We start from the raw sequence: 23,798 nt of genomic DNA, 5'->3' as shown, positions 1-23,798 counted from the left end.
CAGAGGAGTCTGGTCATGGGAAAAACGTGGATACTCGACGTTCTTGACGATCTACGGGCCTTTGCAGACCTCAATGGGATGCCGGCCCTCGTCACTGAACTGGATCGCACGTCAGATGTGGCGCGACGCGAATTGGCGTCGAAAATCGGGACGGCACAGACAGTGCTGATGGGGCATGGGGCAAAACATACAAAGTCTGATTGGGCAACTGGATCAGGCGGACACACTGGATGATCTACAATCGATCATCCTGACACTGCGTGATCAATTCCGCATTGACCACGCGGTTTACCATTGGATCAGCAGCGATGGTGAGCAGTTTGGATGCGGAACCTATCCGACCGATTGGGTTCAGACCTACGTAGACAATGACTACCTACGCGTCGATCCCGTCGTCATCGGTTGTTATCAGCGGTTTCACCCAGTGAATTGGAAACGGCTCGACTGGTCCTCTAAACAAGCGCGGGCCTTTCAGAAAGAAGCGATTGCGGCAGGTGTGGGCAATCAAGGCATGTCTATCCCCATCCGTGGACCGAACGGGCAATATGCGCTTTTCACGGTTTCACACACCTGCTCGGACGAAGAGTGGGAGGTCTTTACCGAGAGCCATCAGCGCGACCTGATCCTTCTTGCGCATTATTTCAACAAAAGTGCCCTGAAGATTGCGAAGGGGCGTAGGCCCGAAATCGTAAAGTCCCTGTCGCGCCGTGAAACGGATGCCCTGACCTATTTGGCGATGGGGTATGGTCGTGGCCAAGTGGCAGAGATGTTGTCGATTTCAGAACATACATTGCGGGTTTACATCGAAAGTGCGCGGTTCAAATTGGGTGCGACCAACACAACTCACGCCGTTGCGAAGGCAATAACCGAAGGGTTGATTGTGATTGGTGGCGCCGCTCGTGGAACCTCAGGTGATTGGCCTGGCAAGGCACCGAACGGTGCATAGGCCGAAGATTAACCATTTTACGGCAGACTGTTCCTTGGATCACAAAAGGGATGTGTCATGCTGCGGTACCTATACGGCGATCAACTCTGCAATTACCCGAAATTGACGGACAGCATGTTCCGCGATCGAGCTGCTCAATTTCATGAACGGCTCGGCTGGGACGTTGCCGTCGATGACCATGGATGGGAAAGGGACGCGTATGACGACCTCAACCCGCTCTACGTTATCTGGGAAACCGAGGATGGGAGCCATGGTGGTTCAATGCGGTTCTTGCCGACGACTGGCCAGACGATGGTGAATGACCATTTTGTTGATTTGATGGACGGGGTCGAATTGCAAAGTCCCTTTATCTGGGAATGCACGCGGTTTTGTTTGAACCCATCCGCCGAAAGTCGCGTGGCGGCAGCCCTGATGTTGGCTGGGGGTGAACTGATGCGGGCCTTTGACGTTCGATATTTCGTAGGGGTCTTTGATGCGCGGATGGTGCGCATTTATCGGATGATTGGTTCGTCGCCCGAAATACTAGGGCAAACGGGCAAAGGGCGCGATATGATTGCTGTGGGTCTTTGGGACTACGATGATAAGGCGCGCGAAAGCGTGGCGCGTCGCGCAGGTATCCCACCCGAACTATCCGAAAAATGGTTCCTCAAAAGCTTTGGGTTTGAACCGCGATTGCAGTTGGTGGCCTAACCCCTCTGGTCCCTTTCTTGGGTTAAGGATAGGGTCCCGCCATGACAACTCCGGCACTCCAATTTTCCGAAGATCAGGCGCAGGCTTGGGATAGTATCGCTGATTTGCTCGCTGCAAACGGCGTGAATCTGACGGACGCGTTGCTGACCCCACCGATGGGGGACAACAGCGCCGTCATGGCCGTTATCGGGAAGGCAGGGTCAGGCAAAACCTTGCTTTTGGCAGAGTTGACCAAGGCGCTGAAAGAGGCGGGCGTTTCAATAGTGTCTGGTGACTGGGAAGGTAAACGGAAAAAAGACCGTCGAACCCTCGCGGTCCTCGCTCCGACCAACAAAGCTGCAGCGGTTTTGCGAAATCGCGGTGTGCCCGCAACGACGATTCACCGCATCCTCTACACGCCCGTCTATGATCCGGAATATGAGCGGATTGCCGAATGGCTCGCGGGTGAAGGCACACGGCCCGAGATTGAGGGGCTCACGGATGTGGCGCTAGATCGCGCTTGGGCGTCGTATCAGATAAACACCTCGGTCCCTGCGGCACTTGCCGCCGCTGGGCTACGTGGCTCTGACTTTATCACAGGTTGGAAACGTCGTGAGGACCCGCTTGATATCGGGTTCATTGATGAAAGCTCGATGCTGGATCAAAAGGCGCTCGATGATCTCAAGGAGATTTTCCCGACGCTCGTGCTATTTGGCGATCCTGCGCAGTTGCCACCTGTCCAAGGGACGGGCGGAATGGTCTTTGAAAAACTGCCCGAAAAGGATCGACTGATCCTGAACCGTATCCACCGCCAAGAGGCGGGTAACCCGATCCTCGATTTGGCCCATGCGCTCGCCGACCCGTCGGTCGATTTTTACAAATTCGAACGGCTTGTCGCGGAAGCAGCGGAAAAAGACCCGAGGGTCGTTTTGGCTCAGCGAGTTGAGTCCGATCTGATGGCGCGGTCACCAGTCCTTGTTTGGCGGAATGCCACGCGCATCCGATTGATCCACGCGTTTCGCGGAGCGTATGGCGCGCCCGAAGATGCATTGATCCCGGGAGAGCCGCTGATCTGTGACGGCATCGAATTGCCGATGAAGCACCGCAAAAAACGGCTCGACCTTGAGGCACGAGGGCTGATCAAAGGTGCGCAGGTGATCTACCGTGGGCCAGGCTCAAAACCTGGGTTTTCAAAGCTCTGGGTGATGGGCGCGGAAGAACCTCAGCTATCAGCCGCTAGCATCGTTAAGATCGAAAAAGAAGGCGAAGAAGAACCGTTTATCCCATACGCCGCTCGCATGGGCGCTGCATTTTTGCACGGCGCTGCGGTCACGATCCACAAGGCGCAAGGCAGCCAGTGGGACACGGTTCAAGTCTTTGCGCCAGACATCGAAGTTGCCGCCAAAATGGGGAGGTCAGAGTCGGGGCAGCCGCTTTGGAAACGATTGGCCTATGTGGCTATCACACGGGCGGAACGTGAACTGCGCTGGGTCGTCCGAAATCGCCTCGCGCGTCCGTCTAGGCCGTTGGGCGTGGATGACCTGCATATGCATGCCGCCGAGCTGAAACTCACCGTGCAGAGCGACGATGATTAACGGCGCATCGCGTTGAATGCAGCAGATGCGGTCCAACCCGCGATAATCGCGATCAGCAGTGCGAGTAGACCATAAAGCGCGGATTGTTCGCGGCTCAGGTTATACAGCCAGCGTTCCATTCCCACCTTGAACACTGGAATATTGGTGTCCAGCGTATCGATCACTTGCCCGCCACGCGTCAGGAAAATTCGAGTGCGATAGGGGCCTTCGGTCAAGTTCGATGGCAACGTAATGGCTGTATGGAACAGCGTATCATCCTCAAGCGCGACAGCACCTTCGAGCATCTGGAACAAGTCGCTACTTTCTTTGATGCGTGCAAAGGCTTCGGAAAACTCCGTCGTGGAAAAGGCGTCTTGCCCTGCGGAGCGCACCACGCGGTCCCACGTAATCGCGTGCTGAAGGTCTTCGAGCGGGCGCAGAACTTCGTTCAACGGGCCAGAGGTCGCGACAGCATAGAAGGACGGCGCAATGTCGATGTTTGCGGAATCGGTATTGATCCAAATGCCCGCGACCCGTTCCTTGCGTCGGATCGTGACAGGGACGTTCGGGCCAGCAACGGCGATAATGACACCTAAATCAGAATTCTGTGGTGGTGGCGTTTCGCGGCTGATCGCACCAAAGATCAACAGTTCGGACCCTGTAAACGTCGCGGTGATCGAAACCTCGTCTTGGCTCAGTCCCAACACTAGCTTTTCTTGAGCCAAGGCAAGCGATGGCAAAAGCATGAGAAGGAAAGTGACCAGCCGGATCATAGCGCGTCACCGATCGAGAACAGTTCGGAGGGTTCAATGAGCAGGTCGAATGCGAGCTTCAGGCAGACGAGCAACACCAGACCTGCCAATAGAATACGAAGCTGTTCGGCTTTCAGTTTCATCCCGATACGGGTGCCGAATTGGGCACCAATCACGCCACCGATCAACAAGAGAAGCGCGAGGACAATATCGACGGTCTGGTTGGTAATCGCGTGCATCATTGTCGTGAAAGCAGCGACGAAAATGATCTGAAAGAGAGAGGTGCCGATCACCACTTTGGTTGGCATCCCCAACACATAGATCATGGCAGGCACCATAATGAAGCCCCCGCCAACGCCCATAATCGCGGCAAGAACACCAACCGACATGCCCACCAAAAGCGGTGGAATGACCGAGATATACAGGCCAGAGACGCGGAATTTGACCTTGAATGGTAGGTTGTGAACCCAGTTGTGGCGTTTGCGTTTTGCGGGTTGTGCGTTCTTGCTGCGGCGGAGCGCGCGTAGGCTTTCGACCATCATCAAGCCGCCCACGACACCAAGAAAGACGACGTAGCAAAGGTTCACGAGTAGATCGACCTGACCAAGTTCTTTCAACAGGTTGAAGACTTGGACGCCAATTGCGGATCCGATGAGGCCGCCGATCAAGAGGACCGTGCCCATCCACCAATCGACGCCTTTGCGTTTGATATGCGCCATAAGTGCGGACACCGAGGAGGCAACGATTTGGTTGGCCGAGGTCGCTACAGCAACAGCCGGCGGAATGCCGACAAAGAACAAGAGCGGGGTAATCAGAAAGCCACCCCCAACACCGAACATACCCGAGAGGACCCCGACAAGGCCCCCGATCCCCAAAAGGAGATAAATGTTCACCGAAATTTCGGCAATTGGCAGGTAGATCTGCATGGCTCGTCCAGCGTTGCGCTATGCCTCACATCACCCTGATCAGCAGGTAGAGTCAAACAGTTGGGCGGCATATCGGGGTGAAAAAACGGTAAGATGGGGCGCTGCCCCCTCTGGCCTACGGCCATTCACCCCCGGGATATTCGAGGCACAAAGGCAGAGTTCAGGATTTAAATGGTGCCATGCCGCGACGAGCGAGTTCATCGGCGCGTTCATTTTCTGGGTGGCCTGCGTGGCCTTTGACCCATTCCCACGTGACTTTGTGACGGCGGGCAGCTTCGTCTAAACGCTTCCAGAGGTCTTCGTTTTTAACGGGTTTATTGGTGGATGTTCTCCATCCCTTTTTCTTCCAACCCCACATCCATTCAGTGATCCCACCTTTGACATAGGCACTATCGGTCACGACAGTTAGGGATGACGGACGCTCAAGCGCTTCGAGCGCGTTGATGGCGGCCAAGAGCTCCATCCGATTGTTGGTTGTGTCGGCTTCACCGCCAAAGAGTTCGCGCTCTTTGATAATGGCCCCATCCGATTTCGCCTGAAGGAGAGCGCCCCATCCGCCAGGACCGGGATTTCCAGAGCAAGCTCCGTCTGTGTAGGCAAAGAGATCAGGCATTAGAGTAGAAGGCTCGCAAGGCAGACAATGACGATGGTGGAGAGGAGTACGCGAAGGCGCATCCACCACGTCGGGGTCAGGTCCCATTTCGAGAACTGAAAATCAAGCAGTAGAAGCCCGATAAAGCCCGTTATTTGATAGGTTGCCGCAGAAAACAGCGTGTCACCACGCACGAAGAATGCCCAAAGTGCGGGGAGCACCGAGAGGGCAAAGCCCGCAGCGGCGCGTGCGCCTGTGGTCTTTGTCGCAAAGCCCCACAGCACACCAGACATGAACGAGAGGATGACCGACCCGTAGGCCAGAGTGAACATCGGGCCGCCCATGCCCCAAACCGATGGCAGCCAACCGAGCGACGTTAGCGCGCCAAAGACAAAAGGGATCAGGCCCGCGAGGCCAAGAGCGAGGGGCGCGAATGGAATGCGGTTCATGCTGGGACCCTTAGGATACGTGGAACCTTGAACTCGATGTTTTCCTCGGCCGTGACAACCTGTTCGACCGTCACGTCGTAATGGTCGCTAAAGGCATCGACGACTTCGTTGATCAATACTTCGGGCGCAGAGGCGCCAGCGGTGATGCCAATGGTGCGAATGCCGTCGAGCGCACGCCAATCAATGTCAGACGCGCGTTGGACGAGTTGGGCATAAGAACACCCGTTCTTTGCTGCGACTTCGACCAATCGTTTTGAGTTCGATGAATTTGGTGCGCCAACAACAAGGAGAGCATCGCATTTCGGGGCGATGGCTTTGACCGCTTCTTGGCGGTTCGTTGTTGCGTAGCAAATGTCTTCTTTGTGGGGGCCGACAATCGCTGGAAAGCGGGTATGCAGCGCAGCGACGATGTCTTTGGTGTCGTCAACGGACAGCGTGGTTTGCGTCACGTAGGCCAGTTTGGCTGGATCGCGCACCTCAACCGTTGAGACATCATCCACGGTTTCGACCAAGAGGACTTCACCCTCGGGCAATTGTCCCATGGTGCCGATGGTTTCAGGGTGCCCAGCGTGGCCGATCATAATCATCTGCAGGCCTTCATCCGCATGGCGGGCGGCCTCAATGTGAACCTTGGACACCAGAGGGCAGGTGGCATCGACATAGACCATGTTTCGACGTTCCGCGTCGGCGGGCACGGATTTGGGGACGCCGTGGGCCGAAAAAATGACGGGTCTATCTGTCGGGCAATCGTCTAATTCTTCGACAAAGACAGCGCCTTGATCGCGTAGGCTGTCGACCACGAATTTATTATGGACAATCTCATGGCGCACATAGACAGGCGCCCCCCATTTTTCGATCGCCATTTCCACGATCTTAATAGCGCGATCTACACCAGCGCAAAATCCGCGGGGTGCAGCGAGATACAGTGTCAAAGGCGATTTGGTCATAGTCAGAGAGGTAGTCGCACGGTGGGGCCCTGTCCAGCGGCGCGGCATAAGTGAATGATGAAAAAGAGAGGGCGGGGAAATCCCCGCCCAATTTTATTCAACGTCTGCCGATGCGGGTTGGTCATCGCGCGGTTCACGCGGGGGGCGACCAATCACATCTCTCAACTCTTCGAGTTCGATGAAGTTGTCGGCCTGACGGCGCAGTTCGTCTGAGATCATCGGCGGCTGGCTACGAATCGTCGATACGACAGAGACGCGCACGCCCTTGCGCTGGATGGCCTCAACCAACGGACGGAAATCGCCATCGCCCGAGAAAAGGACGATGTGATCGACGTGAGGGGCCAGTTCCATAGCATCGACAGTGAGTTCGATGTCCATGTTCCCTTTAACCTTACGGCGTCCCATGCTGTCGGTGTATTCTTTGGCGGGCTTGGTCACCATGGTGAAGCCGTTGTAGTTCAGCCAATCAACCAGCGGGCGGATCGGTGAATACTCGTCGTTTTCAAGCAGGGCTGTGTAGTAAAACGCACGAAGCAGCTTACCACGGCGCATAAATTCGCTCCGCAATAGCTTGTAGTCGATGTCAAACCCGAGCGATTTTGCGGCCGCGTATAGGTTTGATCCATCGATGAAGAGCGCCAATCGCTCGTCACGATAAAACATAATAAATCCTTCCGAATTCGTTCCGTCTAAAGTCCGTGAGTGAAATGTATTGTGACGAAACTTGCACAAACGTAGATGTTTGGCTGTCTATCGCAAGTCAGGATACGATCACTTATGCGTCGAAACGTGCTCATCGCCCTTGGTTCTAACGTAACGTCACTTTCTACGTCGCCAGACCAGCTACTCAATGAGTCGATGGGTGAAATATCCAAAAGTGTAGGTAAAATATTCTTAAGAAGTAAAAATTACCGTACGCCGTGTTTTCCAGTAGGGGCAGGCCCCGATTTTGCGAATGCGGTGATTCGGGTGGAAACCGAACTCGATATCCAAGGCGTTCTGGACGCGCTTCATGCGATTGAGGCTGACTTTGGTCGCGTGCGGACGGTGCGGTGGGGGCAGCGGACGCTCGACCTCGATTTGCTGGCGGCTGATGACGTGGTGTGCCCTGATGAAACGACAGTGAGCCAGTGGATCAACCTGCCACTCGACCGACAGATGGCTGAAGCGCCTGATCAGCTATTGCTACCACATCCTCGTCTTCAGGATCGCGCCTTTGTCTTGGTGCCGATGGTCGATGTTGCACCCGACTGGAAACACCCGATCCTCGGGAAAACCGTCCTTGAAATGCTTGAACAATTGCCTCGGGACGAAATCGATCAAGTTGTCCCTATCTCGTGACCTAATACGTTTCGGAATCGACTTGTGTTTTGGGGGGCGACCGACTAAACGGAGGGCTTCCTAGGACCACACGACAGAGAGTGGAGTGCGCTTATGGCCCGCGTAACGGTAGAAGATTGCGTTGATAAAGTTCCTAACCGCTTTGAGCTGGTGATGCTTGCTGCACACCGTGCACGTGAAATTGCGGCTGGTTCCCCGATCACTGTTGATCGCGACAACGACAAGAACCCCGTTGTTTCGCTTCGCGAAATCGCTGACGAAACCCAGCTGGCTGACGATCTGCGTGAGCGCATGATCGAATCGCACCAGACCCAGATCGAAGTTGACGAACCTGAAGATGACGCTATGGCGCTTCTCATGGGTGCAGAAGCTGACAAACCGTCTGATGACGACATGTCCGAAGAGAAACTTCTTCGTCAATTGATGGAGGCGCAGGGCCAGCGTTAATCGCGGCTCTAGTCAACTATGGGGCAGGACCAGATTTCGACAGTCGAGGAACTGATCGCGCTGGTCCGCGCATACAACCCTAGAACTAATGAAAAACTGCTCCGTGATGCATTTGCCTTTGGCGCAGAAATGCACGAGGGGCAGTTTCGTCATTCTGGGGAACCGTATTTCACCCATCCGGTGGCCGTCGCAGGTATTCTCGCTCATCAACAGATGGACGATGCCACAATCGTGACGGCACTTTTGCACGATACGATCGAAGACACCAAGGCCAGCTTCTCTGAGGTCGAACGCCTCTTTACCCGTGAAATCGCCGAACTCGTCGATGGCGTTACAAAGCTGACCAATATTCAGCTGACTTCTACCCAAACAAAACAAGCTGAGAACTTCCGCAAGCTGTTCATGGCGATGTCGCGCGATCTGCGCGTTATCTTGGTCAAACTTGCCGACCGTCTGCACAACATGCGGACGATTAAATCTATGCGTCCAGAAAAGCAGGCCCAAAAGGCCCGCGAGACGATGGAGATTTTCGCACCACTCGCTGGCCGTATGGGTATGCAGTGGATGCGCGAGGAACTCGAAGATCTGGCGTTCAAGGTTCTCAACCCTGATGCACGCCAATCGATCCTTCGCCGTTATGTTATGCTGGAAAAAGAGTCCGGCGATGTGATCGAAAAGATCACCACCGACATGCGGATTGAATTGGATAAGGCGGACATTAAGGCCGAGGTCTATGGCCGTGCTAAGCGCCCCTATTCGATTTGGCGGAAAATGCAGGAGAAGGATCAGGGCTTTAGCCGACTGTCCGACATCTGGGGTTTCCGTATCCTGACAGAATGCGAGTCTGATTGTTACCGCGTCCTCGGTGCGATCCACCAGCGTTGGCGCGCGGTTCCCGGACGGTTTAAGGACTACATCAGCCAACCAAAATCGAACGGCTATCGTTCGATCCACACGACGGTTTCGGGCCGTGATGGTAAACGGGTTGAGGTGCAAATCCGCACCCGCGAAATGCACGAGGTTGCTGAGACGGGCGTCGCGGCGCACTGGTCTTACAAGAACGGTGAACGTGTCGAAAACCGCTTTGCCGTTGATCCCGTGCGCTGGATTTCGCAGCTGTCCGAGCGTCTGGATGATGACACGGATCACGATGAGTTCCTCGAAGCTGTGAAGCTCGAGATGTATCAAGACCAAGTGTTCTGCTTCACGCCCAAGGGTGACGTTTACAAACTGCCACGCGGCGGCACGCCCATCGACTTTGCATATGCGATCCACACGCGGATCGGTGCCGCCTGCGTCGGTGCAAAGGTGGACGGTTTGCGCGTTCCGCTGTGGACCCGTCTCAAAAACGGTCAGTCGGTCGAGATCATCACAGCTGAAGGTCAAAAGCCCGAAGCAACATGGATTGATATTGCCGTCACTGGGCGGGCGAAAACGGCTATTCGTCGTGCGCTCCGCGAAGAAGATCGTGAGCGCTACATCAAACTCGGCCAAGAGTTGGCTCGCGTTGCCTTTGAAAACGTTGGAAAAAAAGCGACCGAAAAGGCGCTTCGCACGGCGGCAAAGACACTCGCGCTTGAGAGCGTTGATGAACTGCTCGCTCGGTTGGGTAGTGCGGAAGTTACCTCGCGCGAGGTTGTTCGGGCGATTTATCCCGATTTGGCCGAACGCAAGGGTGACGAGATTGAGCGCGCCAAGGCGGTCGTCGGTCTAACAGGTGATCAATCCTACACCCGCGCACAATGCTGCCAGCCCGTGCCGGGGGAGCGCATTGTCGGGATCGCCTATCGTGGTCAGGGCGTCGTGATCCATACGATCGATTGTCCGTCGCTGGTAGATTTCGAGGACACGACAGAACGTTGGGTCGACTTGCACTGGCAAGACGGACGCCACGAACCGAAACATACGGTTACTCTTGATCTTACGATCAGCAACGATGCGGGTGTTTTGGGGCGGATTTGCACGATTATTGGGGAGCAGGCCGCAAATATCTCGGACCTCAACTTCATCGATCGCAAGCCCGATTTCTACCGTTTGTTTGTGGATGTCGACCTACGCGACATTGAACATCTGCACCGCGTCATGACGGCGTTAGAGGCAGAGAGTAACGTATCTTCGATCGCACGGCTTCGGGATCCGTCCCGAAACCGCAAGCCTTCAGAGGATCGGAAATAGTGTTCAAGCGGCGCGATAGAAAACCACTTTGGCAGTCGCTGTGGCATTTGATTTGGCCGAAAGGTGGCTGGGTCCGCGCGTTTGAATATGTAAAGCACCGCTTGCGCCGTCTGCCCGACACCCCTGAAAAGATCGCGCGCGGCATCAGCGCAGGCGTATTTACCAGTTTCACGCCGTTCTTCGGGATGCACTTCATCATGGCGTGGCTTTTTGCGCGGACATTGCGTGGCAACGTGCCTGCCGCCTTGCTCGGGACGTTTTTCGGCAATCCGCTGACCTATGTGCCAATTGCGGTTTCGTCACTGACGATGGGGCATTTCCTGCTGGGAACGCGTCCAGATCGCACGGTTCATGTGTCGCTCATGGGTAAATTTAGCGGAGCGTGGAGCGATCTCTGGCACAATTTTCTAGCGATCTTCACTGACGCCAAGGCCGATTGGCATGCGCTTTCTATCTTTTTTGAGGATGTGTTTCTGCCGTTTGCGGTCGGGTCCATTATTCCTGGCCTCACCGCTGCCGTCGTCATGTATTACGTCACATTACCCGTGATTAAGGTCTATCAGAACAGCCGTCGAAAGCGTCTGAAATCCCGTCTCAAGCAATTGAACAAAATAAGCTAAAAATCGCACTGACGGCGGTCGGAATTGTCGATAGGGTTCGGCCAAACGGTTCGAGTCAGGAGATCCCGATGAGCAAAGGTAAACTGCGCCTTGGCGTAAACATCGATCATGTCGCAACAGTGCGTAACGCTCGAGGGAGCGCATATCCTGATCCCGTGCGTGCTGCGCGTCTGGCCGAAGAGGCCGGTGCTGATGGGATTACAGCGCACCTGCGTGAAGATCGGCGTCATATCTCTGATTCTGACATAGAAGGATTGATGGCCGCGCTGACAAAGCCGCTGAACTTTGAAATGGCAGCGACCGAAGAAATGCAGCGCATCGCTTTGCGTCATAAGCCCCACGCGGTCTGCATCGTCCCTGAAAAACGTGAGGAACGCACGACCGAAGGTGGTCTTGAGGTGGCGCGTGAGGAAAACCGTCTAGCTCATTTCATTGCGCCACTGCGGGAGGCGGGTTCGCGTGTGTCGATCTTTATTGCCGCAGACCAACGTCAGATTGAAGCAGCGCACCGCATCGGTGCCGAGGTCATCGAACTGCACACAGGCGCGTATTGTGACTATCACGCCGAGGGTAAATTCGCGGAGCGCGACGACGAACTGAAACGCCTAACAGATATGGCCGCGTTTGCTGACGGCCTCGGGCTCGAAGTGCACGCTGGTCATGGTTTGACCTATGAAACGGTGCAACCTGTTGCCGCCCTTCCGCAGATCATGGAGCTGAACATTGGTCACTTCCTGATCGGTGAAGCGATTTTCCGCGGGTTGGCAGATGCGATCGGTGAGATGCGCCGCCTGATGGACGAGGCGCGCGCTTGATCCTTGGTATCGGAACTGATCTTGCGAACATAGAGCGTATCGCAAACACCCTTGAACGGTTTGGTGACCGTTTTCGGAACCGTGTTTTTACGCCCGAAGAGCAGAACAAAGCCGAACGTCGCGCTGATACTGCTGGTACTTACGCAAAGCGCTGGGCTGCGAAAGAGGCCTGCTCAAAGGCGCTGGGCACTGGGCTTCGGATGGGGATTTCGTGGCGAGACATGTCCGTGTCCAACCTCGGAACGGGACAACCGATTATGCGTGTGACGGGTTGGGCGGCAGAGCGGCTTCAGGCGATGACGCCAGAGGGTCACGAAGCCGTCATTCACGTCACTCTCACTGACGATCATCCTTGGGCACAGGCCTTTGTCGTGATCGAAGCCCGCCCGATCAGCGGGTTGACACCTCCCACGCACGGCAGCATGTAACCTCAACAAACTTGCAGGAGCAGACTATGTCCGAAGAAAGCAGCCTCTGGGCGGGCATCAAAGAGACGGTAAAGACCGTTGTCTATGCCCTTTTGATCGCAGGCGCATTCCGTACCATTCTGTTCCAGCCGTTCTGGATCCCGTCGGGTTCAATGAAAGACACGCTGCTGATCGGCGACTTCTTGTTCGTGAATAAGATGGCCTACGGCTACTCTTATGCATCGTGCCCTGCGGTTAAAGTGCCGAGCCTTGGCATCGACCTTGGCCCCGATGATTTCTGTGGCGCCTTTATGGGGGCTGACGACCGTCTGTTCGGGAGCGAACCTGAACGTGGTGACGTTGTCGTATTCCGCCATCGCGGCAAGGGCGAAGACTACATCAAGCGACTGATTGGTATGCCCGGAGACCGCATCCAAGTGATCAACGGTCACCTCCAAATCAATGGGGAGCCTGTCGGCCTCGAACCCGCAGGTCAGTTCATCGAAGTCGCGGGTCCGCAGGGTCCACAGCAGCTACGTCCGCAGTGTATGGACGTGCAAGGCACCGACTGTATCAAGGATATGTATATCGAAACTCTCCCGAATGGCGTTTCGCACCACATCCTAAACGTTCGTGATGGAAACCGTGTTTCGGCAGCCGTCGATACCGACAATACCGAAATCTATGTCGTGCCCGAAGATCACTATTTCTTCATGGGCGATAACCGTGACAACTCTATCGACAGTCGTGTTGCATGGGATCCTGTGCGTGGGTCTGGCGTAGGCTTTGTGCGTCGCGAAGATATCGTCGGACGTGCGGATCGGGTTATCTTCTCGTCTGCTGGGCAGTCGATCTTGGCGTTCTGGACATGGCGCAGCGATCGGTTCTTTAAAGCAATCGAATAGGACCGATGCGGCAATCCTATAATCCAATACGCATTTACCTAGACGGTTATGATTGGACCGGGCGCACTTCGCGCCCGCGTCTGTTTGTAGTCTATGCGGTGTGGGCTTTGGTGGCCGCGCCGCTGCTTTTGCTCGACCTTTTTGGTGCAGGTGCACGCCTCGTCGAAGTGACCATATGGGTTGCATTGTCGATGCTCGTCGTTCCTGTCCTCGGGCATACGGTCCGACGATTAAACGAGATGCGTTGGCCGTTCTGGGTGATTGCGCTGCTGTTCGTGCCCTATGTGAGCACCGTCGTGATGCTGGTCGTTCTATTGAAAGGTCAGGGGCAGCGTCGCCTCTATGAGATGACGCCTTTGCGGATGGCGGCATACGTGCTCGCCTTTGGCCTCGCGGCAGTTGCTTTCTCCCGTATTGCGTGGAGCCCATACACGATCGTTGCGGGATCGATGAAGCCGACGCTTTACGTTGGGGATGTCATTGCTGTGAACCGCCTGTCGCGTCATCCTGATCGGGGAGATGTGATCGCATTTCGCCCTGATGGATCTACCGACGTCTACCTCAAACGCGTGATAGGTCTGCCCGGCGATGAGGTGCAGATCGTAGATGGGCGGGTCGTGGTGAATGGCGTTGCTTGGGCGCAGTCGACCACCGATCCGTTCTTAGAGCCTATGGTTCCCCAAGGACCGCTCCGCCTCCTGCCGCGCTGCGCCAATGGTGCAGTCGGGCAAGGTGCAACCTGCCGCAAAGAGCAGCTGATTGAGACAAACCAAGACGGGCGTTCGTATGAGGTGCTGGACATTCTGCCCGCTGGCCCCCAAGACGCGACAGAAATATACCGCGTGGCTGTGGGTCAATATTTCGTTTTGGGTGACAATCGCGACAACTCTGCGGATAGCCGGATCGCTGTTTTGGCGGGCGGTGTTGGGATGGTGAGCCAAGGCTCTGTTGTTGGGCGCGCTGTTCGGATACTCTACTCCTTCGAGGGGCAGAGCCCCGCCCTGATCTGGAATTGGCGCCTTGGGCGTTTTTTGAAAGCTGTACGATGAAGTTGTCTGCTGAATTGGAGTCCTTCAGCGCTCGACTGGGACACCGGTTTTCGCGTCCTGAACTATTGGTTCGGGCAGTGACGCATCCGTCGATGTCGTCGCCTCATCGCGATAACAACCAGCGTTTGGAGTTCCTCGGCGACCGCGTTCTGGGTCTCGTCATGTCTGAGGCGCTGTTCCTTGCGGATAAGACTGCCTCCGAAGGTGTTCTCGCTCCTCGGTTTAATGCGCTGGTCCGCAAAGAGACCTGCGCCGCCGTAGCACGCGAACTGGATATCGGGGCTGTGCTGAAACTCGGACGCTCTGAACAAAAGTCTGGCGGTCGTCGCAAAGAGGCGCTTTTGGGCGATGCGATGGAAGCCGTGATTGCTGCGGTTTACCTAGATGCGGGTTTCGACGTAGCGCGGGCAACAATCCTGCGGCTTTGGGGCGAACGTATTAACTCCGTTGAAGAAGACGCGCGCGATGCAAAGACTGCATTGCAGGAATGGGCACAAGGCCGTGGTCAGACCCCACCGAAGTATGTAGAGGTGGGCCGTGACGGACCCGATCACCAGCCGATCTTTACCATCGAAGTCCAATTGGAGAGCGGTGAAACAGAGCGATCAACCGCCGGCTCGAAACGACAGGCCGAACAGGCCGCAGCGAAGTCGCTGCTTGCAAAGGTATCATCATGACCGAAACTCAGACCCGCGCAGGTTTTGTCGCGCTGATTGGCGAACCGAACGCTGGAAAATCCACGCTTCTGAACTGGATGGTTGGCGCGAAAGTGTCGATCGTGACCCACAAGGTTCAGACCACCCGCGCCCGCATCCGTGGTGTTGCGATGGAAGGCGACAACAAACAGATCGTGTTTGTCGACACCCCCGGCCTGTTCCGCCCGCGCCGTCGACTGGACCGTGCGATGGTTGCTGCTGCATGGGGTGGTGCATCTGATGCCGATGTCGTCGTGCTTTTGATCGAGGCGCATCGCGGACTGACCGACGGTGTTAAAGCGATCCTTGAGGCGCTCGTTGAACGGGTTGGTAAAGCCAAAGTGGCTCTTGCCATCAACAAGATCGACCGCGTCAAAGCCGAAGACCTGTTGGAATTGTCGCAGAAAATGAACGAGGCATTCCCGTTCGAAGAGACCTTTATGATCTCGGCAGAGCGGGGCCATGGATGTGCGGCGCTGAAGACATGGTTGTCGGATCAGGTGCCTGCTGGACCGTTGCTGTATCCCGAGGATCAGATCGCGGATTTGCCACTCCGCATGATTGCGGCAGAGATTACCCGTGAAAAGCTGACCCTGCGTCTGCATCAGGAACTGCCCTATCAGTTGACCGTAGAGACCGAGCATTGGCAGGAACGTCCTGATGGGACCGCCCGCATCGATCAGGTGGTCTATGTGTCACGCGATGGCCACAAGGGCATCATTCTGGGCAAGGGTGGCGAGACTGCTAAGGCCGTATCCAAAGCGTCACGCGAAGAGCTGCAAGAGTTCTTGGGCCGTAAGGTTCACCTGTTCCTGCAGGTGAAGGTGCGCCCGAACTGGCTCGAAGAGAAAGACCGTTACACCGAAATGGGCCTCGACTTTAAGGACGGCAACGCGTGAGACTGGCCAGCGGCGTTTGGGTTTCGGCCTATCTAACGCGGCTCAGGCTGGCTGATATTCCTGCGTTTGTCGTGGCACGCGGTGACGAAACCGCGGGCGCTGTTCTGGTTAAGCTGAATACGCTGGATGGCAATGCCAAAGCGTTTCATCGGTCGTTCGATATGATGACCGGCGAGCGCATATGGATGGTGCTGGCCGAGGGTGCTGAGCAAGACGTTGATGTATCTGTTGCGAAACAGCGCAGTTTTGACTGCGATCTCTGGGTGATCGAGGTTGAGGACCGTCAGGGCCGCACGTTATTGGACGAGGACGGTTTGAGCTAGGCTCATTCCTTGAGAGACAGCGTCCGTTCACGCAGCCACGCCATAAACGCACGGGGGTCTTTGCTGCGCTCAGCGGCCTCTTCAGCAGAGACCGGCTCTCCGATGATTGGTTTTTGCGGTTTGTCGAACGCATGTGCCACTTCGTGCAAGAGCAAGCTCTGACGAAGCGTGGGCGATATGCAGTTCGCGATTTGGTAGGCTCGCGAGTTCGATCCCGGGAAATAACAAGGCACGACCGAAGCGCCCGACGTGCGGATCATCTTTGCGGTAAAGACGTTCCATTCCGCCTCAATGGCGGGACCGAAGGGTTTATTCGCTGCAGCGACGACGCCCGATGGGAATAGTGCGATCAACCCGCCTTTCGCCAGATGCTCCATCGCGATTTTGCGCATCTCGATCATTTTACGCTGCGCGTCTTCCTCGTGTGGGAAGGGCACGGGGATCATGTAGCTCGCCGCGCTCTCATCGATGCCTGTCAGCAAAGAGCGTGTCAGAATGCGGTAATCATCGCGGCGACGCCCAATAAGGTCTGCAAGGATCATCCCGTCGACGAGCCCATGCGGATGGTTCGCGACAAACACAACGGGGCCTTCAGCGGGAATGCGATCGATCTGTTCCTGCGGGGTTTGCAGCTCGATCCCCATGGCTTCCATGGTTGCAGGCCAAAATGCTTGACCCGTTGGAGCACCAAGGCGTTCGAACTTCTTAACACGCTGGATGATCGTGATCTTGCCCGTCAGCCATTCGACCGCGCGGATAAAGTTGCGCTTTAGGCCGCTGTCGAATGTGTTGGAGTAGGTAAGGCTACGGCGGTCATAGAACTTTTGCCCATCCTGCACGTTGGATTCATCCGCTGTTTGGTCCGGGGTTACGTCTGACAAAGTTCACGTCCTTGAATTGATGGGCTGACCTAGGTCAGTTGCCTTCGCCGAACATGTCAGCCACCAGCGCCTCAATCGCATCGGCAAGCTCAAGTTCTGCCGGCCCATCGGTTTGGACCTCAATAAAACTTCCCTTGGAAGCTGCCAACATCAAAAGACCCATGATGCTGTCGCCTGATGCGCTCATGCCATCTTTAGAGACGGTGGCAGTGGCATCAAAATCTTCGACCACTTCGGCCAATTTCGCGGACGCGCGGGCGTGAAGCCCTTTGATGTTCACAATCTGGAGCCGGCGGGAAACAGTCATAGAAGTCAGTCACTCTGTACTTGATGGCAATCAATGTATTTACGTCCGGCGGTCAATGCGGCCTCGACGGCGTCTGGCACGTCACGTTGACGGCTTTTCGCGAGCTTGATCAGCATGGGAAGGTTCATGCCGTAGAGAATACGGCGGTTGCTTGGCCCGCAGGCCATCAGCGAAAGGTTTGAGGGCGATCCGCCAAAGATATCGGTGACGATGACAACGCCTGCACCCGTATCAACGGAATCGGCGGCATCGCAGATTTCGGCTTGTTTGGCGCTACGGTCGTCTTCAGGGCGGGTTGCGATAGCAACGACGCCCGCTTGATGGCCCACAACGTGTTCCATCGCCGCGAGGTATTCACCTGCTAGGCCACCATGAGCAACGATCACGATTCCGATCACGCGTTTTTAACCCCGATCTGCCGCCCCACCGTCTGTGTGGCGTTCCATTTCTCGGTGGCGTTTTGACACCTGCCATCCGTCTTCTGCAAGGGCTTTCGCAAGGAGTTCTGTCATTGCGACAGAACGGTGTTGCCCTCCGGTGCATCCAAAGCCAACAGAGAGGTGCGTTTTCCCTTCTTCCTCAAAGGCAGGCAGCAATAGCGCGGCCATGGCTTTGACGCCCGTGAAGAATGCGTCGAAACGTTCGTCTTTTGCAATATATTCCACGACGGCAGCATCTTGGCCGTTCAGTGCGCGCAGTTCTGGTTCCCAGTGTGGGTTACGCAAGAACCGACAATCGAGCACGATATCCAACCCGCGGGGCAATCCGCGTTTGTAAGAAAAGCTCTGCACCGTAATCGCGAGGGGGTGGCCGTCAGGTTTTTGGAACCAGCTTTGCACTTCCGCCCGAGAATCATGCGGGGTCATCGACGTGGTGTCGATCAGGATGTCCGCACGGCTTCGTATCGGAATCAGCAGGTCCTTTTCTTTGATAATACCCTCTGTCGGGGCAGTTTCGACCGATAGGGGGTGGCGCCGACGGGTTTCGGAAAAGCGGCGGATCAGCACGTCGTCCGAGCAGTCCATATAAACCACCTGAAGGTCGAACCGTTCATCATGTCCCAGACGGTCAATCACCCCGATGACCGCATTTACGGTGAAATCGCGATTCCTAACGTCGAGGCCGAGAACGAGTGGGCGATCAAGCGGCTGGCCTTCTATAACGCGATCGATGAGTGAGAGGGGCATGTTGTCGATGACTTCAAAGCCGATATCCTCGAGTGCGCGAACAGCTGTCGTGCGACCTGCACCAGATGGACCAGTGACAAGGATAATGCTCTGCTTCGACGTCATGTCATATCTCGCTTAGTCAATCCGCCCATGTTTGAGATACTGCAGGATCGCAAAAGGGAAGTGAATGGCGTTTGACTTGCGCAAAAGTGGTATGTCTGCGTCGTGAAGATGTAGGTTGTGCCATGCGGGCAGGCGCTCCGTCTCTTCCGTATCCAAATCCACGGCGAGCGTGATCTTAGCCGTGACATAGGGTGCCGCTAGGATGCCGACACCTCTCGCCTCGATTTTTCCGGCGATGTTGTCGGGACACCGTGTCGTCAGGTCTGGATCGATCAGGGTTTGGTCATCCGCCACCAAATCACACCCAAGACCGAGAAGTTGGAGGGCTAGGCTAGATTTTCCAGCGCCAGATTTACCAAGGATGAGAACCGCACGGCCATCATAAGCGACGGAAGACGCGTGGAGGCAAAGCGCGTCAGACATCCCTTAGACCGGAAGACCAACCACGAACCGCGCACCGAGCGGGTCAGAGGTGATATCTGCATCGGTTGGGCGGATGTTTTCGGCCCAGATCACGCCGCCATGTGCTTCGACGATCTGCTTCGAAATCGCGAGGCCGAGGCCAGAGTTGTTACCGAATTGGCCTTCGGGGCGTTCGGAATAGAACCGTTTAAAGATCTTAGTAAGTGCGCCGTCAGGGATGCCGGGACCAGTATCTTCGACCACCACAAGAACGCGGTTTTCGCGTTTGCGAGCCCACACGCGGATCGCATCACCATCTTCACAGAACGAAATCGCGTTGGTGATGAGGTTCACAAAGACCTGTGCCAAACGGCCTTCGAGACCAGTGATGGTGATTGACTCTTTAGGTAGATCGGTGAGGTATTCGATCCCTTTGTCACGTGCCTGATCACCCAAGAATTCATTGAGGTTGCCGAGCATTTTGAGAAGATCGAAGTCTTCCTCATCCTCTTTGACGAGTTCGGAATCCAGACGTGACGCGTTGGAAATGTCGCTCACCAGACGGTCAAGGCGGATCACGTCGTGCTCAATCACTTCGAGCAGTTTTTCCCGCTGATCGTCGCGTTTCGCAACGCGCATCGTACCAACAGCAGAGCGGAGGGACGCGAGCGGGTTTTTGATCTCATGCGCAACGTCGGCGGCGAACTGTTCGTTGGCCTCAATCCGATCGTAGAGAGCCGCGACCATGCCGCGAAGTGCGCCCGACAGGCGACCAATTTCATCAGGACGGGCGGTCAGGTCGGGGATGCGGACCCTGCCGGGTGACATTTTCCGTGCGTTGCGGTCACGTCCAGCCTCTGCCGCCGCGGCAAGGTCTGAAAGCGGGTTCGCAATTGTTGAGGCAAGAATGAGCGATAGACCGATGGACACCAAGATGCCGATCACAAACATCTGCAGAACCTGCTCACGTTCACGACGGACCAAGATGTCGAGTTCGCCAGCGGCGCCTTGCAGAACGACGACACCCACGGGGGTTTCGCCCTGAAGGATTGGCGTGCTCACGCGGAACACCGTGCGGCCTGCGCTATCGTATTCGGAATGCACGCGTGTGCCATTGGCAAGCGCATCCGCGACCGAAGTCTGCGCAGCGACTTCGGGATCTACAACCGTCTGATCAGCGGAACGGGGTGAAATGAGGCTCGCCAATCCCTCCCACGCGCCGTTGAGGAAGTCGGTGATAATGGTGCCGCCGCCTTGGGTATTGAGGCCCGTCACGTCGGGGCCCATCGGGGCGGTCGCCGTCACGATCAAGGTTTCTGACGGATCAAAAATATAGACCTTAACACCGCCGCGCAGGTCCAAGCCCTGTAAGGTCGCGGTCGCGTCGATACCGTCACCTGTCAGTAGGTTAACGGGTGCCGCATCGGGGAGCTGAGCTTCGAACACATCAGCGATGAGTTCGGCCTCGTTGACCAGCCCGTTCGCCCGCTGAAACGCGAGGTTGTCGCGGGACGGGTTCATCCAAAGCACACCACTGACCAGCACCATAATAGCCAGCAGGTTAAACGTTATAATTTTGCGGGCGAGCGGCGATCGGTTCAGGGTTATCACGCCACGACGGCGCCGCCTGTCGACGATCTCGCGGTCGAGCGTTGTTTCTGGCGAAACATATTCATCCCCCAAATAGACATCCGTGTCCGCTGCGGCCTTTCGAACCGAGCGGAGATCACGAACGTCAATTTTGGGAGACGAGTTCATGTCTTATTCTTCGTTGTAACGGTAACCGATGCCGTAGAGGGTCTCGATCGCACCGAACTCGTCGTCTACCTGACGCATCTTTTTACGCAGACGTTTGATGTGGCTGTCGATGGTCCGGTCGTCGACGTAGACTTGATCGTCGTAGGCAACGTCCATCAACTGGTCACGCGACTTAACAAAGCCGGGGCGCTGGGCTAGTGCTTGCAGCAACAGAAATTCGGTAACGGTCAGCGATACATCGCGACCCTTCCATTTTACGGCGTGCCGCAGTGGGTCCATGGTCAACGGGCCACGTTCCATCACCTTGTTGTTTTCATCGACCTCTTCGGGCGTGATGCCGTTCATGGCATCCTGACGGCGCAGAAGGGTTCGGATGCGTTCGACCAAAAGACGCTGGCTGAAGGGCTTTTTGACGTAGTCGTCAGCGCCCATGCGAAGCCCCAATACCTCGTCGATTTCGTCATCTTTGGAGGTGAGGAAAATCACCGGCATCGTGGTTTTCTGGCGGAGACGCTGCAGAAGGTCCATGCCGTCCATGCGGGGCATTTTAATGTCCAGCACTGCCATGTCGGGCAATTTTTTATTGAAAGCGTCCAGCGCTTGCTGGCCGTCATTATATGTCTCGACCTCAAAGCCTTCGGCTTCGAGGGTCATTGCTACAGAAGTTAGAATATTCCGGTCGTCATCGACCAACGCAATACGATGCATGGGGTGTCGCCTCTTCAGCCTGATTTTTTATACTGCTCTTTTTGAGACCGTTGTCCCTTTTTTGGCTGAGCGAATCAATCAGAAACTGAATTCGGCTATGTTTGCGGCAACATGATTGTGCCAAAAAAACCCGTTCGAGGACTTTCGGGTCACACTCGACTATGGTCGCGCTAAATGGTTGCGCTAACACGAAAATGATTGCGCTAACTGCGACAAAGCCGCCTTTTCTGATGAAAAATCATAGTGCTATGTGGACCTCTATCTAGGGCGCATCGCCCGCAATCAGGAGAGAGAGACAATGGACCACGGACGGGTCAACCCAACCATGAAGCTTGAACATCAGGGCATCACTGGACTGGGCTATGTCTATTATAACCTGATGGAGCCGGCGCTGATTGAGCAGTCGTTGAAGGCAGGTGAAAGCACACTTGGCAACGGCGGCGCGCTTCTCGTGTCGACTGGTAAACACACTGGTCGCTCGCCCAAAGACAAATTCGTTGTTCGCACTGCGTCTGTAGAAGACACCATTTGGTGGGAAAACAACGCTCCGATGGAAGCCGACAAATTCGACGTTCTCTACGCCGATATGCTAGAGCACATGAAGGGCAAGAACTACTTTGTTCAGGACCTTTTCGGTGGCGCTGATCCTGCGCATCGTCTGGACGTTCGTATGGTGACCGAGCTTGCATGGCATTCGCTGTTCATTCGCACCATGCTGCGCCGTCCAGAGCGTGAAGAGCTTGATAACTTCACCCCTGAATGGACCATCATCAACTGCCCGACCTTCAAGGCGAACCCTGAAAAGCACGGCTGCCGCACCGAGACTGTCATCTCGTTGAACTTCGACAAGAAGATGATCCTTATCGGTGGCACTGAATACGCAGGTGAGAACAAGAAGTCGGTCTTTACCCTTCTGAACTACCTGCTGCCTGAAAAAGGCATCATGCCGATGCACTGCTCTGCCAACCACGCGATTGGCAACCCAGTGGATACTGCGATCTTCTTTGGTCTGTCGGGCACTGGTAAGACCACCCTGTCGGCTGACCCTGATCGCGTTCTGATCGGCGACGATGAGCATGGCTGGTCCGATCGTGGCACCTTCAACTTCGAAGGCGGTTGCTACGCAAAAACGATCAACCTGTCGGCAGAAGCTGAGCCTGAAATCTACGCGACCTGTTCAATGTTCGGCACCGTCATCGAAAACATGGTCTACGACGACGAGACCAAGGTTCTTGATTTCCAAGACAACTCGATCACCGACAACATGCGTTGCGCTTACCCGCTGCACTACATTTCCAACGCATCTGACACTGCGCTGGGCGGTCACCCCAAAAACATCATCATGCTGACCTGTGACGCATATGGTGTTCTTCCTCCGATCGCGCGTCTGACACCTGCGCAGGCGATGTACCACTTCCTGTCGGGCTTCACGTCGAAAACCCCAGGCACCGAGATTGGCGTGACCGAACCGATCCCGACCTTCTCGACTTGCTTCGGTGCGCCGTTCATGCCGCGTCGTCCGGAAGTCTACGGTAAGCTGCTGCAAGAAAAAATCGCATCCCATGGCGCGACCTGCTGGTTGGTGAACACTGGCTGGACTGGTGGTGCATTCGGCACAGGTAGCCGTATGCCGATCAAAGCAACCCGCGCTCTGCTCACCGCTGCGCTGGACGGTTCGCTGAACGAAGCAACCTTCCGTAAGGATCCAAACTTTGGCTTTGACGTGCCTGTCACTGTTGAAGGCGTCGACGCGAAACTTCTCGATCCGCGCGCGACCTGGGGCGACAAGGCTGCGTTTGATGCGCAGGCTCACAAACTGGTCGAAATGTTCGCTGAGAACTTTGCTCAGTATGTTCCTTACATTGATGAGGACGTTAAGGCTGCTGCAATCGGCTAATGCCACGTCGCAGAAAATTGAG

Annotated in this window: 29 protein-coding genes; 16 read left to right on the top strand and 13 right to left on the bottom strand. The window is 55.7% G+C overall.

Translation table 11 applies throughout. The features are described from left to right. Positions 1-15 precede the first annotated feature (15 nt). Genes AC1QQ2_RS09520 through AC1QQ2_RS09505 form a run of 4 tightly spaced genes read left to right on the top strand, consistent with a single transcriptional unit; the run spans position 16 to position 3,210 of the window. Complete coding sequence (locus tag AC1QQ2_RS09520; RefSeq protein WP_479712950.1) at positions 16-234, top strand: hypothetical protein; 219 nt, start codon at positions 16-18, stop codon at positions 232-234. Beyond that, positions 176-946, top strand: a complete 771-nt coding sequence (locus AC1QQ2_RS09515) for a helix-turn-helix transcriptional regulator (protein WP_479712949.1) — start codon at positions 176-178, stop codon at positions 944-946. Before AC1QQ2_RS09520 ends, AC1QQ2_RS09515 begins: the two co-directional genes overlap by 59 nt. Positions 947-1,003: 57 nt before the next feature. Beyond that, positions 1,004-1,636: an acyl-homoserine-lactone synthase gene (locus AC1QQ2_RS09510; RefSeq protein WP_479712948.1), complete on the top strand. Its 633-nt coding sequence runs from the start codon at positions 1,004-1,006 to the stop codon at positions 1,634-1,636. Between the two features lie 41 nt (positions 1,637-1,677). Next, positions 1,678-3,210 (top strand): ATP-dependent DNA helicase, encoded by a 1,533-nt coding sequence (locus AC1QQ2_RS09505; RefSeq protein WP_479712947.1) that lies wholly within the window; start codon positions 1,678-1,680, stop codon positions 3,208-3,210. Here the strand turns inward: AC1QQ2_RS09505 and AC1QQ2_RS09500 are convergent. The 6 genes from AC1QQ2_RS09500 to AC1QQ2_RS09475 form a co-directional block, all read right to left on the bottom strand. Continuing rightward, positions 3,207-3,962 carry a TIGR02186 family protein gene (locus AC1QQ2_RS09500; protein ID WP_479712946.1) on the bottom strand — a complete coding sequence of 252 codons (756 nt, stop codon included), beginning with the start codon at positions 3,960-3,962 and terminating at the stop codon, positions 3,207-3,209. The genes AC1QQ2_RS09505 and AC1QQ2_RS09500 overlap by 4 nt on opposite strands. Next, positions 3,959-4,867, bottom strand: a complete 909-nt coding sequence (locus AC1QQ2_RS09495) for a sulfite exporter TauE/SafE family protein (RefSeq protein ID WP_067548066.1) — start codon at positions 4,865-4,867, stop codon at positions 3,959-3,961. Before AC1QQ2_RS09495 ends, AC1QQ2_RS09500 begins: the two co-directional genes overlap by 4 nt. A 160-nt stretch (positions 4,868-5,027) precedes the next feature. After that, positions 5,028-5,480, bottom strand: coding sequence for a ribonuclease HI (gene rnhA, locus AC1QQ2_RS09490; protein ID WP_479712945.1), 453 nt, complete (start codon positions 5,478-5,480; stop codon positions 5,028-5,030). Next, positions 5,480-5,908, bottom strand: a complete 429-nt coding sequence (locus AC1QQ2_RS09485) for a DUF3429 domain-containing protein (RefSeq protein ID WP_479712944.1) — start codon at positions 5,906-5,908, stop codon at positions 5,480-5,482. Before AC1QQ2_RS09485 ends, rnhA begins: the two co-directional genes overlap by 1 nt. Continuing rightward, on the bottom strand, positions 5,905-6,855 hold the full coding sequence (gene ispH / locus AC1QQ2_RS09480) for a 4-hydroxy-3-methylbut-2-enyl diphosphate reductase (RefSeq protein WP_479712943.1): 951 nt from the start codon (positions 6,853-6,855) through the stop codon (positions 5,905-5,907). The genes AC1QQ2_RS09485 and ispH overlap by 4 nt, the downstream gene beginning before the upstream one ends. A gap of 93 nt (positions 6,856-6,948) precedes the next feature. Next, complete coding sequence (locus tag AC1QQ2_RS09475; RefSeq protein WP_479712942.1) at positions 6,949-7,518, bottom strand: LabA-like NYN domain-containing protein; 570 nt, start codon at positions 7,516-7,518, stop codon at positions 6,949-6,951. 75 nt (positions 7,519-7,593) lie between these two features. Here AC1QQ2_RS09475 and folK point away from each other — a divergent pair, with 75 nt between their 5' ends. The 11 genes from folK (at position 7,594) to AC1QQ2_RS09420 (ending at position 16,531) form a co-directional block, all read left to right on the top strand. Further along, positions 7,594-8,196 (top strand): 2-amino-4-hydroxy-6-hydroxymethyldihydropteridine diphosphokinase, encoded by a 603-nt coding sequence (gene folK / locus AC1QQ2_RS09470; RefSeq protein ID WP_478242288.1) that lies wholly within the window; start codon positions 7,594-7,596, stop codon positions 8,194-8,196. Positions 8,197-8,289: 93 nt separating this feature from the next. Continuing rightward, on the top strand, positions 8,290-8,643 hold the full coding sequence (gene rpoZ / locus AC1QQ2_RS09465; protein WP_067548079.1) for a DNA-directed RNA polymerase subunit omega: 354 nt from the start codon (positions 8,290-8,292) through the stop codon (positions 8,641-8,643). A gap of 18 nt (positions 8,644-8,661) precedes the next feature. Then, complete coding sequence (locus AC1QQ2_RS09460) at positions 8,662-10,818, top strand: RelA/SpoT family protein (RefSeq protein WP_479712941.1); 2,157 nt, start codon at positions 8,662-8,664, stop codon at positions 10,816-10,818. Positions 10,819-10,865: 47 nt separating this feature from the next. After that, positions 10,866-11,438, top strand: coding sequence for a DUF2062 domain-containing protein (locus AC1QQ2_RS09455; protein WP_353958936.1), 573 nt, complete (start codon positions 10,866-10,868; stop codon positions 11,436-11,438). Positions 11,439-11,506: 68 nt separating this feature from the next. Then, positions 11,507-12,253: a pyridoxine 5'-phosphate synthase gene (locus AC1QQ2_RS09450; RefSeq protein WP_479712940.1), complete on the top strand. Its 747-nt coding sequence runs from the start codon at positions 11,507-11,509 to the stop codon at positions 12,251-12,253. Further along, positions 12,250-12,681, top strand: coding sequence for a holo-ACP synthase (gene acpS / locus AC1QQ2_RS09445; protein ID WP_105234088.1), 432 nt, complete (start codon positions 12,250-12,252; stop codon positions 12,679-12,681). Before AC1QQ2_RS09450 ends, acpS begins: the two co-directional genes overlap by 4 nt. A 26-nt stretch (positions 12,682-12,707) precedes the next feature. Next, the gene (gene lepB / locus AC1QQ2_RS09440; RefSeq protein ID WP_479712939.1) at positions 12,708-13,565 is read left to right on the top strand and encodes a signal peptidase I; all 858 of its coding nucleotides are present in this window, start codon (positions 12,708-12,710) and stop codon (positions 13,563-13,565) included. 5 nt (positions 13,566-13,570) lie between these two features. Next, positions 13,571-14,614, top strand: a complete 1,044-nt coding sequence (gene lepB, locus AC1QQ2_RS09435) for a signal peptidase I (protein WP_479712938.1) — start codon at positions 13,571-13,573, stop codon at positions 14,612-14,614. After that, positions 14,611-15,291 (top strand): ribonuclease III, encoded by a 681-nt coding sequence (gene rnc / locus AC1QQ2_RS09430; RefSeq protein WP_479712937.1) that lies wholly within the window; start codon positions 14,611-14,613, stop codon positions 15,289-15,291. Before lepB (AC1QQ2_RS09435) ends, rnc begins: the two co-directional genes overlap by 4 nt. Continuing rightward, complete coding sequence (gene era / locus AC1QQ2_RS09425; RefSeq protein WP_479712936.1) at positions 15,288-16,208, top strand: GTPase Era; 921 nt, start codon at positions 15,288-15,290, stop codon at positions 16,206-16,208. Before rnc ends, era begins: the two co-directional genes overlap by 4 nt. Further along, positions 16,205-16,531, top strand: a complete 327-nt coding sequence (locus AC1QQ2_RS09420; RefSeq protein ID WP_479712935.1) for a DUF1491 family protein — start codon at positions 16,205-16,207, stop codon at positions 16,529-16,531. The genes era and AC1QQ2_RS09420 overlap by 4 nt, the downstream gene beginning before the upstream one ends. A 2-nt stretch (positions 16,532-16,533) precedes the next feature. Here the strand turns inward: AC1QQ2_RS09420 and AC1QQ2_RS09415 are convergent, their stop codons facing one another. Genes AC1QQ2_RS09415 through AC1QQ2_RS09385 form a run of 7 tightly spaced genes read right to left on the bottom strand, consistent with a single transcriptional unit; the run spans position 16,534 to position 21,879 of the window. After that, positions 16,534-17,412, bottom strand: a complete 879-nt coding sequence (locus AC1QQ2_RS09415) for a lysophospholipid acyltransferase family protein (protein WP_479712934.1) — start codon at positions 17,410-17,412, stop codon at positions 16,534-16,536. 34 nt (positions 17,413-17,446) lie between these two features. Then, positions 17,447-17,719 (bottom strand): HPr family phosphocarrier protein, encoded by a 273-nt coding sequence (locus AC1QQ2_RS09410; RefSeq protein ID WP_067548103.1) that lies wholly within the window; start codon positions 17,717-17,719, stop codon positions 17,447-17,449. A 5-nt stretch (positions 17,720-17,724) separates the two neighbouring features. Then, positions 17,725-18,117, bottom strand: coding sequence for a PTS sugar transporter subunit IIA (locus AC1QQ2_RS09405; protein ID WP_067548106.1), 393 nt, complete (start codon positions 18,115-18,117; stop codon positions 17,725-17,727). Positions 18,118-18,123: 6 nt separating this feature from the next. Continuing rightward, positions 18,124-19,011, bottom strand: coding sequence for an RNase adapter RapZ (gene rapZ / locus AC1QQ2_RS09400; protein ID WP_479712933.1), 888 nt, complete (start codon positions 19,009-19,011; stop codon positions 18,124-18,126). 12 nt (positions 19,012-19,023) lie between these two features. After that, positions 19,024-19,434 (bottom strand): HPr kinase/phosphorylase, encoded by a 411-nt coding sequence (locus tag AC1QQ2_RS09395; RefSeq protein WP_479712932.1) that lies wholly within the window; start codon positions 19,432-19,434, stop codon positions 19,024-19,026. 3 nt (positions 19,435-19,437) lie between these two features. Continuing rightward, positions 19,438-21,171, bottom strand: coding sequence for a sensor histidine kinase (locus AC1QQ2_RS09390; protein ID WP_479712931.1), 1,734 nt, complete (start codon positions 21,169-21,171; stop codon positions 19,438-19,440). 3 nt (positions 21,172-21,174) lie between these two features. Continuing rightward, positions 21,175-21,879 carry a response regulator transcription factor gene (locus AC1QQ2_RS09385; protein WP_479712930.1) on the bottom strand — a complete coding sequence of 235 codons (705 nt, stop codon included), beginning with the start codon at positions 21,877-21,879 and terminating at the stop codon, positions 21,175-21,177. Positions 21,880-22,177: 298 nt separating this feature from the next. On the opposite strand from AC1QQ2_RS09385, the gene AC1QQ2_RS09380 reads away from it, so the two are divergent. Beyond that, positions 22,178-23,776, top strand: coding sequence for a phosphoenolpyruvate carboxykinase (locus AC1QQ2_RS09380; RefSeq protein WP_105234098.1), 1,599 nt, complete (start codon positions 22,178-22,180; stop codon positions 23,774-23,776). The last annotated feature ends 22 nt before the right edge of the window (positions 23,777-23,798 follow it).

The sequence above is a fragment of the Aestuarium sp. genome (assembly GCF_023253315.1).
Taxonomy (GTDB): domain Bacteria; phylum Pseudomonadota; class Alphaproteobacteria; order Rhodobacterales; family Rhodobacteraceae; genus Marivivens; species Marivivens donghaensis.
This window is presented reverse-complemented; position numbering and strand designations above follow the sequence as displayed.

What these genes read in the sequence shown, in the direction of transcription:
- AC1QQ2_RS09520 (WP_479712950.1), top strand. Translation starts at nt 16, where the DNA reads ATGGGAAAAACGTGGATACTCGACGTTCTTGACGATCTACGGGCCTTT.
- AC1QQ2_RS09515 (WP_479712949.1), top strand. Translation starts at nt 176, where the DNA reads ATGGGGCAAAACATACAAAGTCTGATTGGGCAACTGGATCAGGCGGAC.
- AC1QQ2_RS09510 (WP_479712948.1), top strand. Translation starts at nt 1,004, where the DNA reads ATGCTGCGGTACCTATACGGCGATCAACTCTGCAATTACCCGAAATTG.
- AC1QQ2_RS09505 (WP_479712947.1), top strand. Translation starts at nt 1,678, where the DNA reads ATGACAACTCCGGCACTCCAATTTTCCGAAGATCAGGCGCAGGCTTGG.
- AC1QQ2_RS09500 (WP_479712946.1), bottom strand. Translation starts at nt 3,962, where the DNA reads ATGATCCGGCTGGTCACTTTCCTTCTCATGCTTTTGCCATCGCTTGCC.
- AC1QQ2_RS09495 (WP_067548066.1), bottom strand. Translation starts at nt 4,867, where the DNA reads ATGCAGATCTACCTGCCAATTGCCGAAATTTCGGTGAACATTTATCTC.
- rnhA (WP_479712945.1), bottom strand. Translation starts at nt 5,480, where the DNA reads ATGCCTGATCTCTTTGCCTACACAGACGGAGCTTGCTCTGGAAATCCC.
- AC1QQ2_RS09485 (WP_479712944.1), bottom strand. Translation starts at nt 5,908, where the DNA reads ATGAACCGCATTCCATTCGCGCCCCTCGCTCTTGGCCTCGCGGGCCTG.
- ispH (WP_479712943.1), bottom strand. Translation starts at nt 6,855, where the DNA reads ATGACCAAATCGCCTTTGACACTGTATCTCGCTGCACCCCGCGGATTT.
- AC1QQ2_RS09475 (WP_479712942.1), bottom strand. Translation starts at nt 7,518, where the DNA reads ATGTTTTATCGTGACGAGCGATTGGCGCTCTTCATCGATGGATCAAAC.
- folK (WP_478242288.1), top strand. Translation starts at nt 7,594, where the DNA reads ATGTTTGGCTGTCTATCGCAAGTCAGGATACGATCACTTATGCGTCGA.
- rpoZ (WP_067548079.1), top strand. Translation starts at nt 8,290, where the DNA reads ATGGCCCGCGTAACGGTAGAAGATTGCGTTGATAAAGTTCCTAACCGC.
- AC1QQ2_RS09460 (WP_479712941.1), top strand. Translation starts at nt 8,662, where the DNA reads ATGGGGCAGGACCAGATTTCGACAGTCGAGGAACTGATCGCGCTGGTC.
- AC1QQ2_RS09450 (WP_479712940.1), top strand. Translation starts at nt 11,507, where the DNA reads ATGAGCAAAGGTAAACTGCGCCTTGGCGTAAACATCGATCATGTCGCA.
- lepB (WP_479712939.1), top strand. Translation starts at nt 12,708, where the DNA reads ATGTCCGAAGAAAGCAGCCTCTGGGCGGGCATCAAAGAGACGGTAAAG.
- lepB (WP_479712938.1), top strand. Translation starts at nt 13,571, where the DNA reads ATGCGGCAATCCTATAATCCAATACGCATTTACCTAGACGGTTATGAT.
- rnc (WP_479712937.1), top strand. Translation starts at nt 14,611, where the DNA reads ATGAAGTTGTCTGCTGAATTGGAGTCCTTCAGCGCTCGACTGGGACAC.
- era (WP_479712936.1), top strand. Translation starts at nt 15,288, where the DNA reads ATGACCGAAACTCAGACCCGCGCAGGTTTTGTCGCGCTGATTGGCGAA.
- AC1QQ2_RS09410 (WP_067548103.1), bottom strand. Translation starts at nt 17,719, where the DNA reads ATGACTGTTTCCCGCCGGCTCCAGATTGTGAACATCAAAGGGCTTCAC.
- rapZ (WP_479712933.1), bottom strand. Translation starts at nt 19,011, where the DNA reads ATGACGTCGAAGCAGAGCATTATCCTTGTCACTGGTCCATCTGGTGCA.
- AC1QQ2_RS09395 (WP_479712932.1), bottom strand. Translation starts at nt 19,434, where the DNA reads ATGTCTGACGCGCTTTGCCTCCACGCGTCTTCCGTCGCTTATGATGGC.
- AC1QQ2_RS09390 (WP_479712931.1), bottom strand. Translation starts at nt 21,171, where the DNA reads ATGAACTCGTCTCCCAAAATTGACGTTCGTGATCTCCGCTCGGTTCGA.
- AC1QQ2_RS09385 (WP_479712930.1), bottom strand. Translation starts at nt 21,879, where the DNA reads ATGCATCGTATTGCGTTGGTCGATGACGACCGGAATATTCTAACTTCT.
- AC1QQ2_RS09380 (WP_105234098.1), top strand. Translation starts at nt 22,178, where the DNA reads ATGGACCACGGACGGGTCAACCCAACCATGAAGCTTGAACATCAGGGC.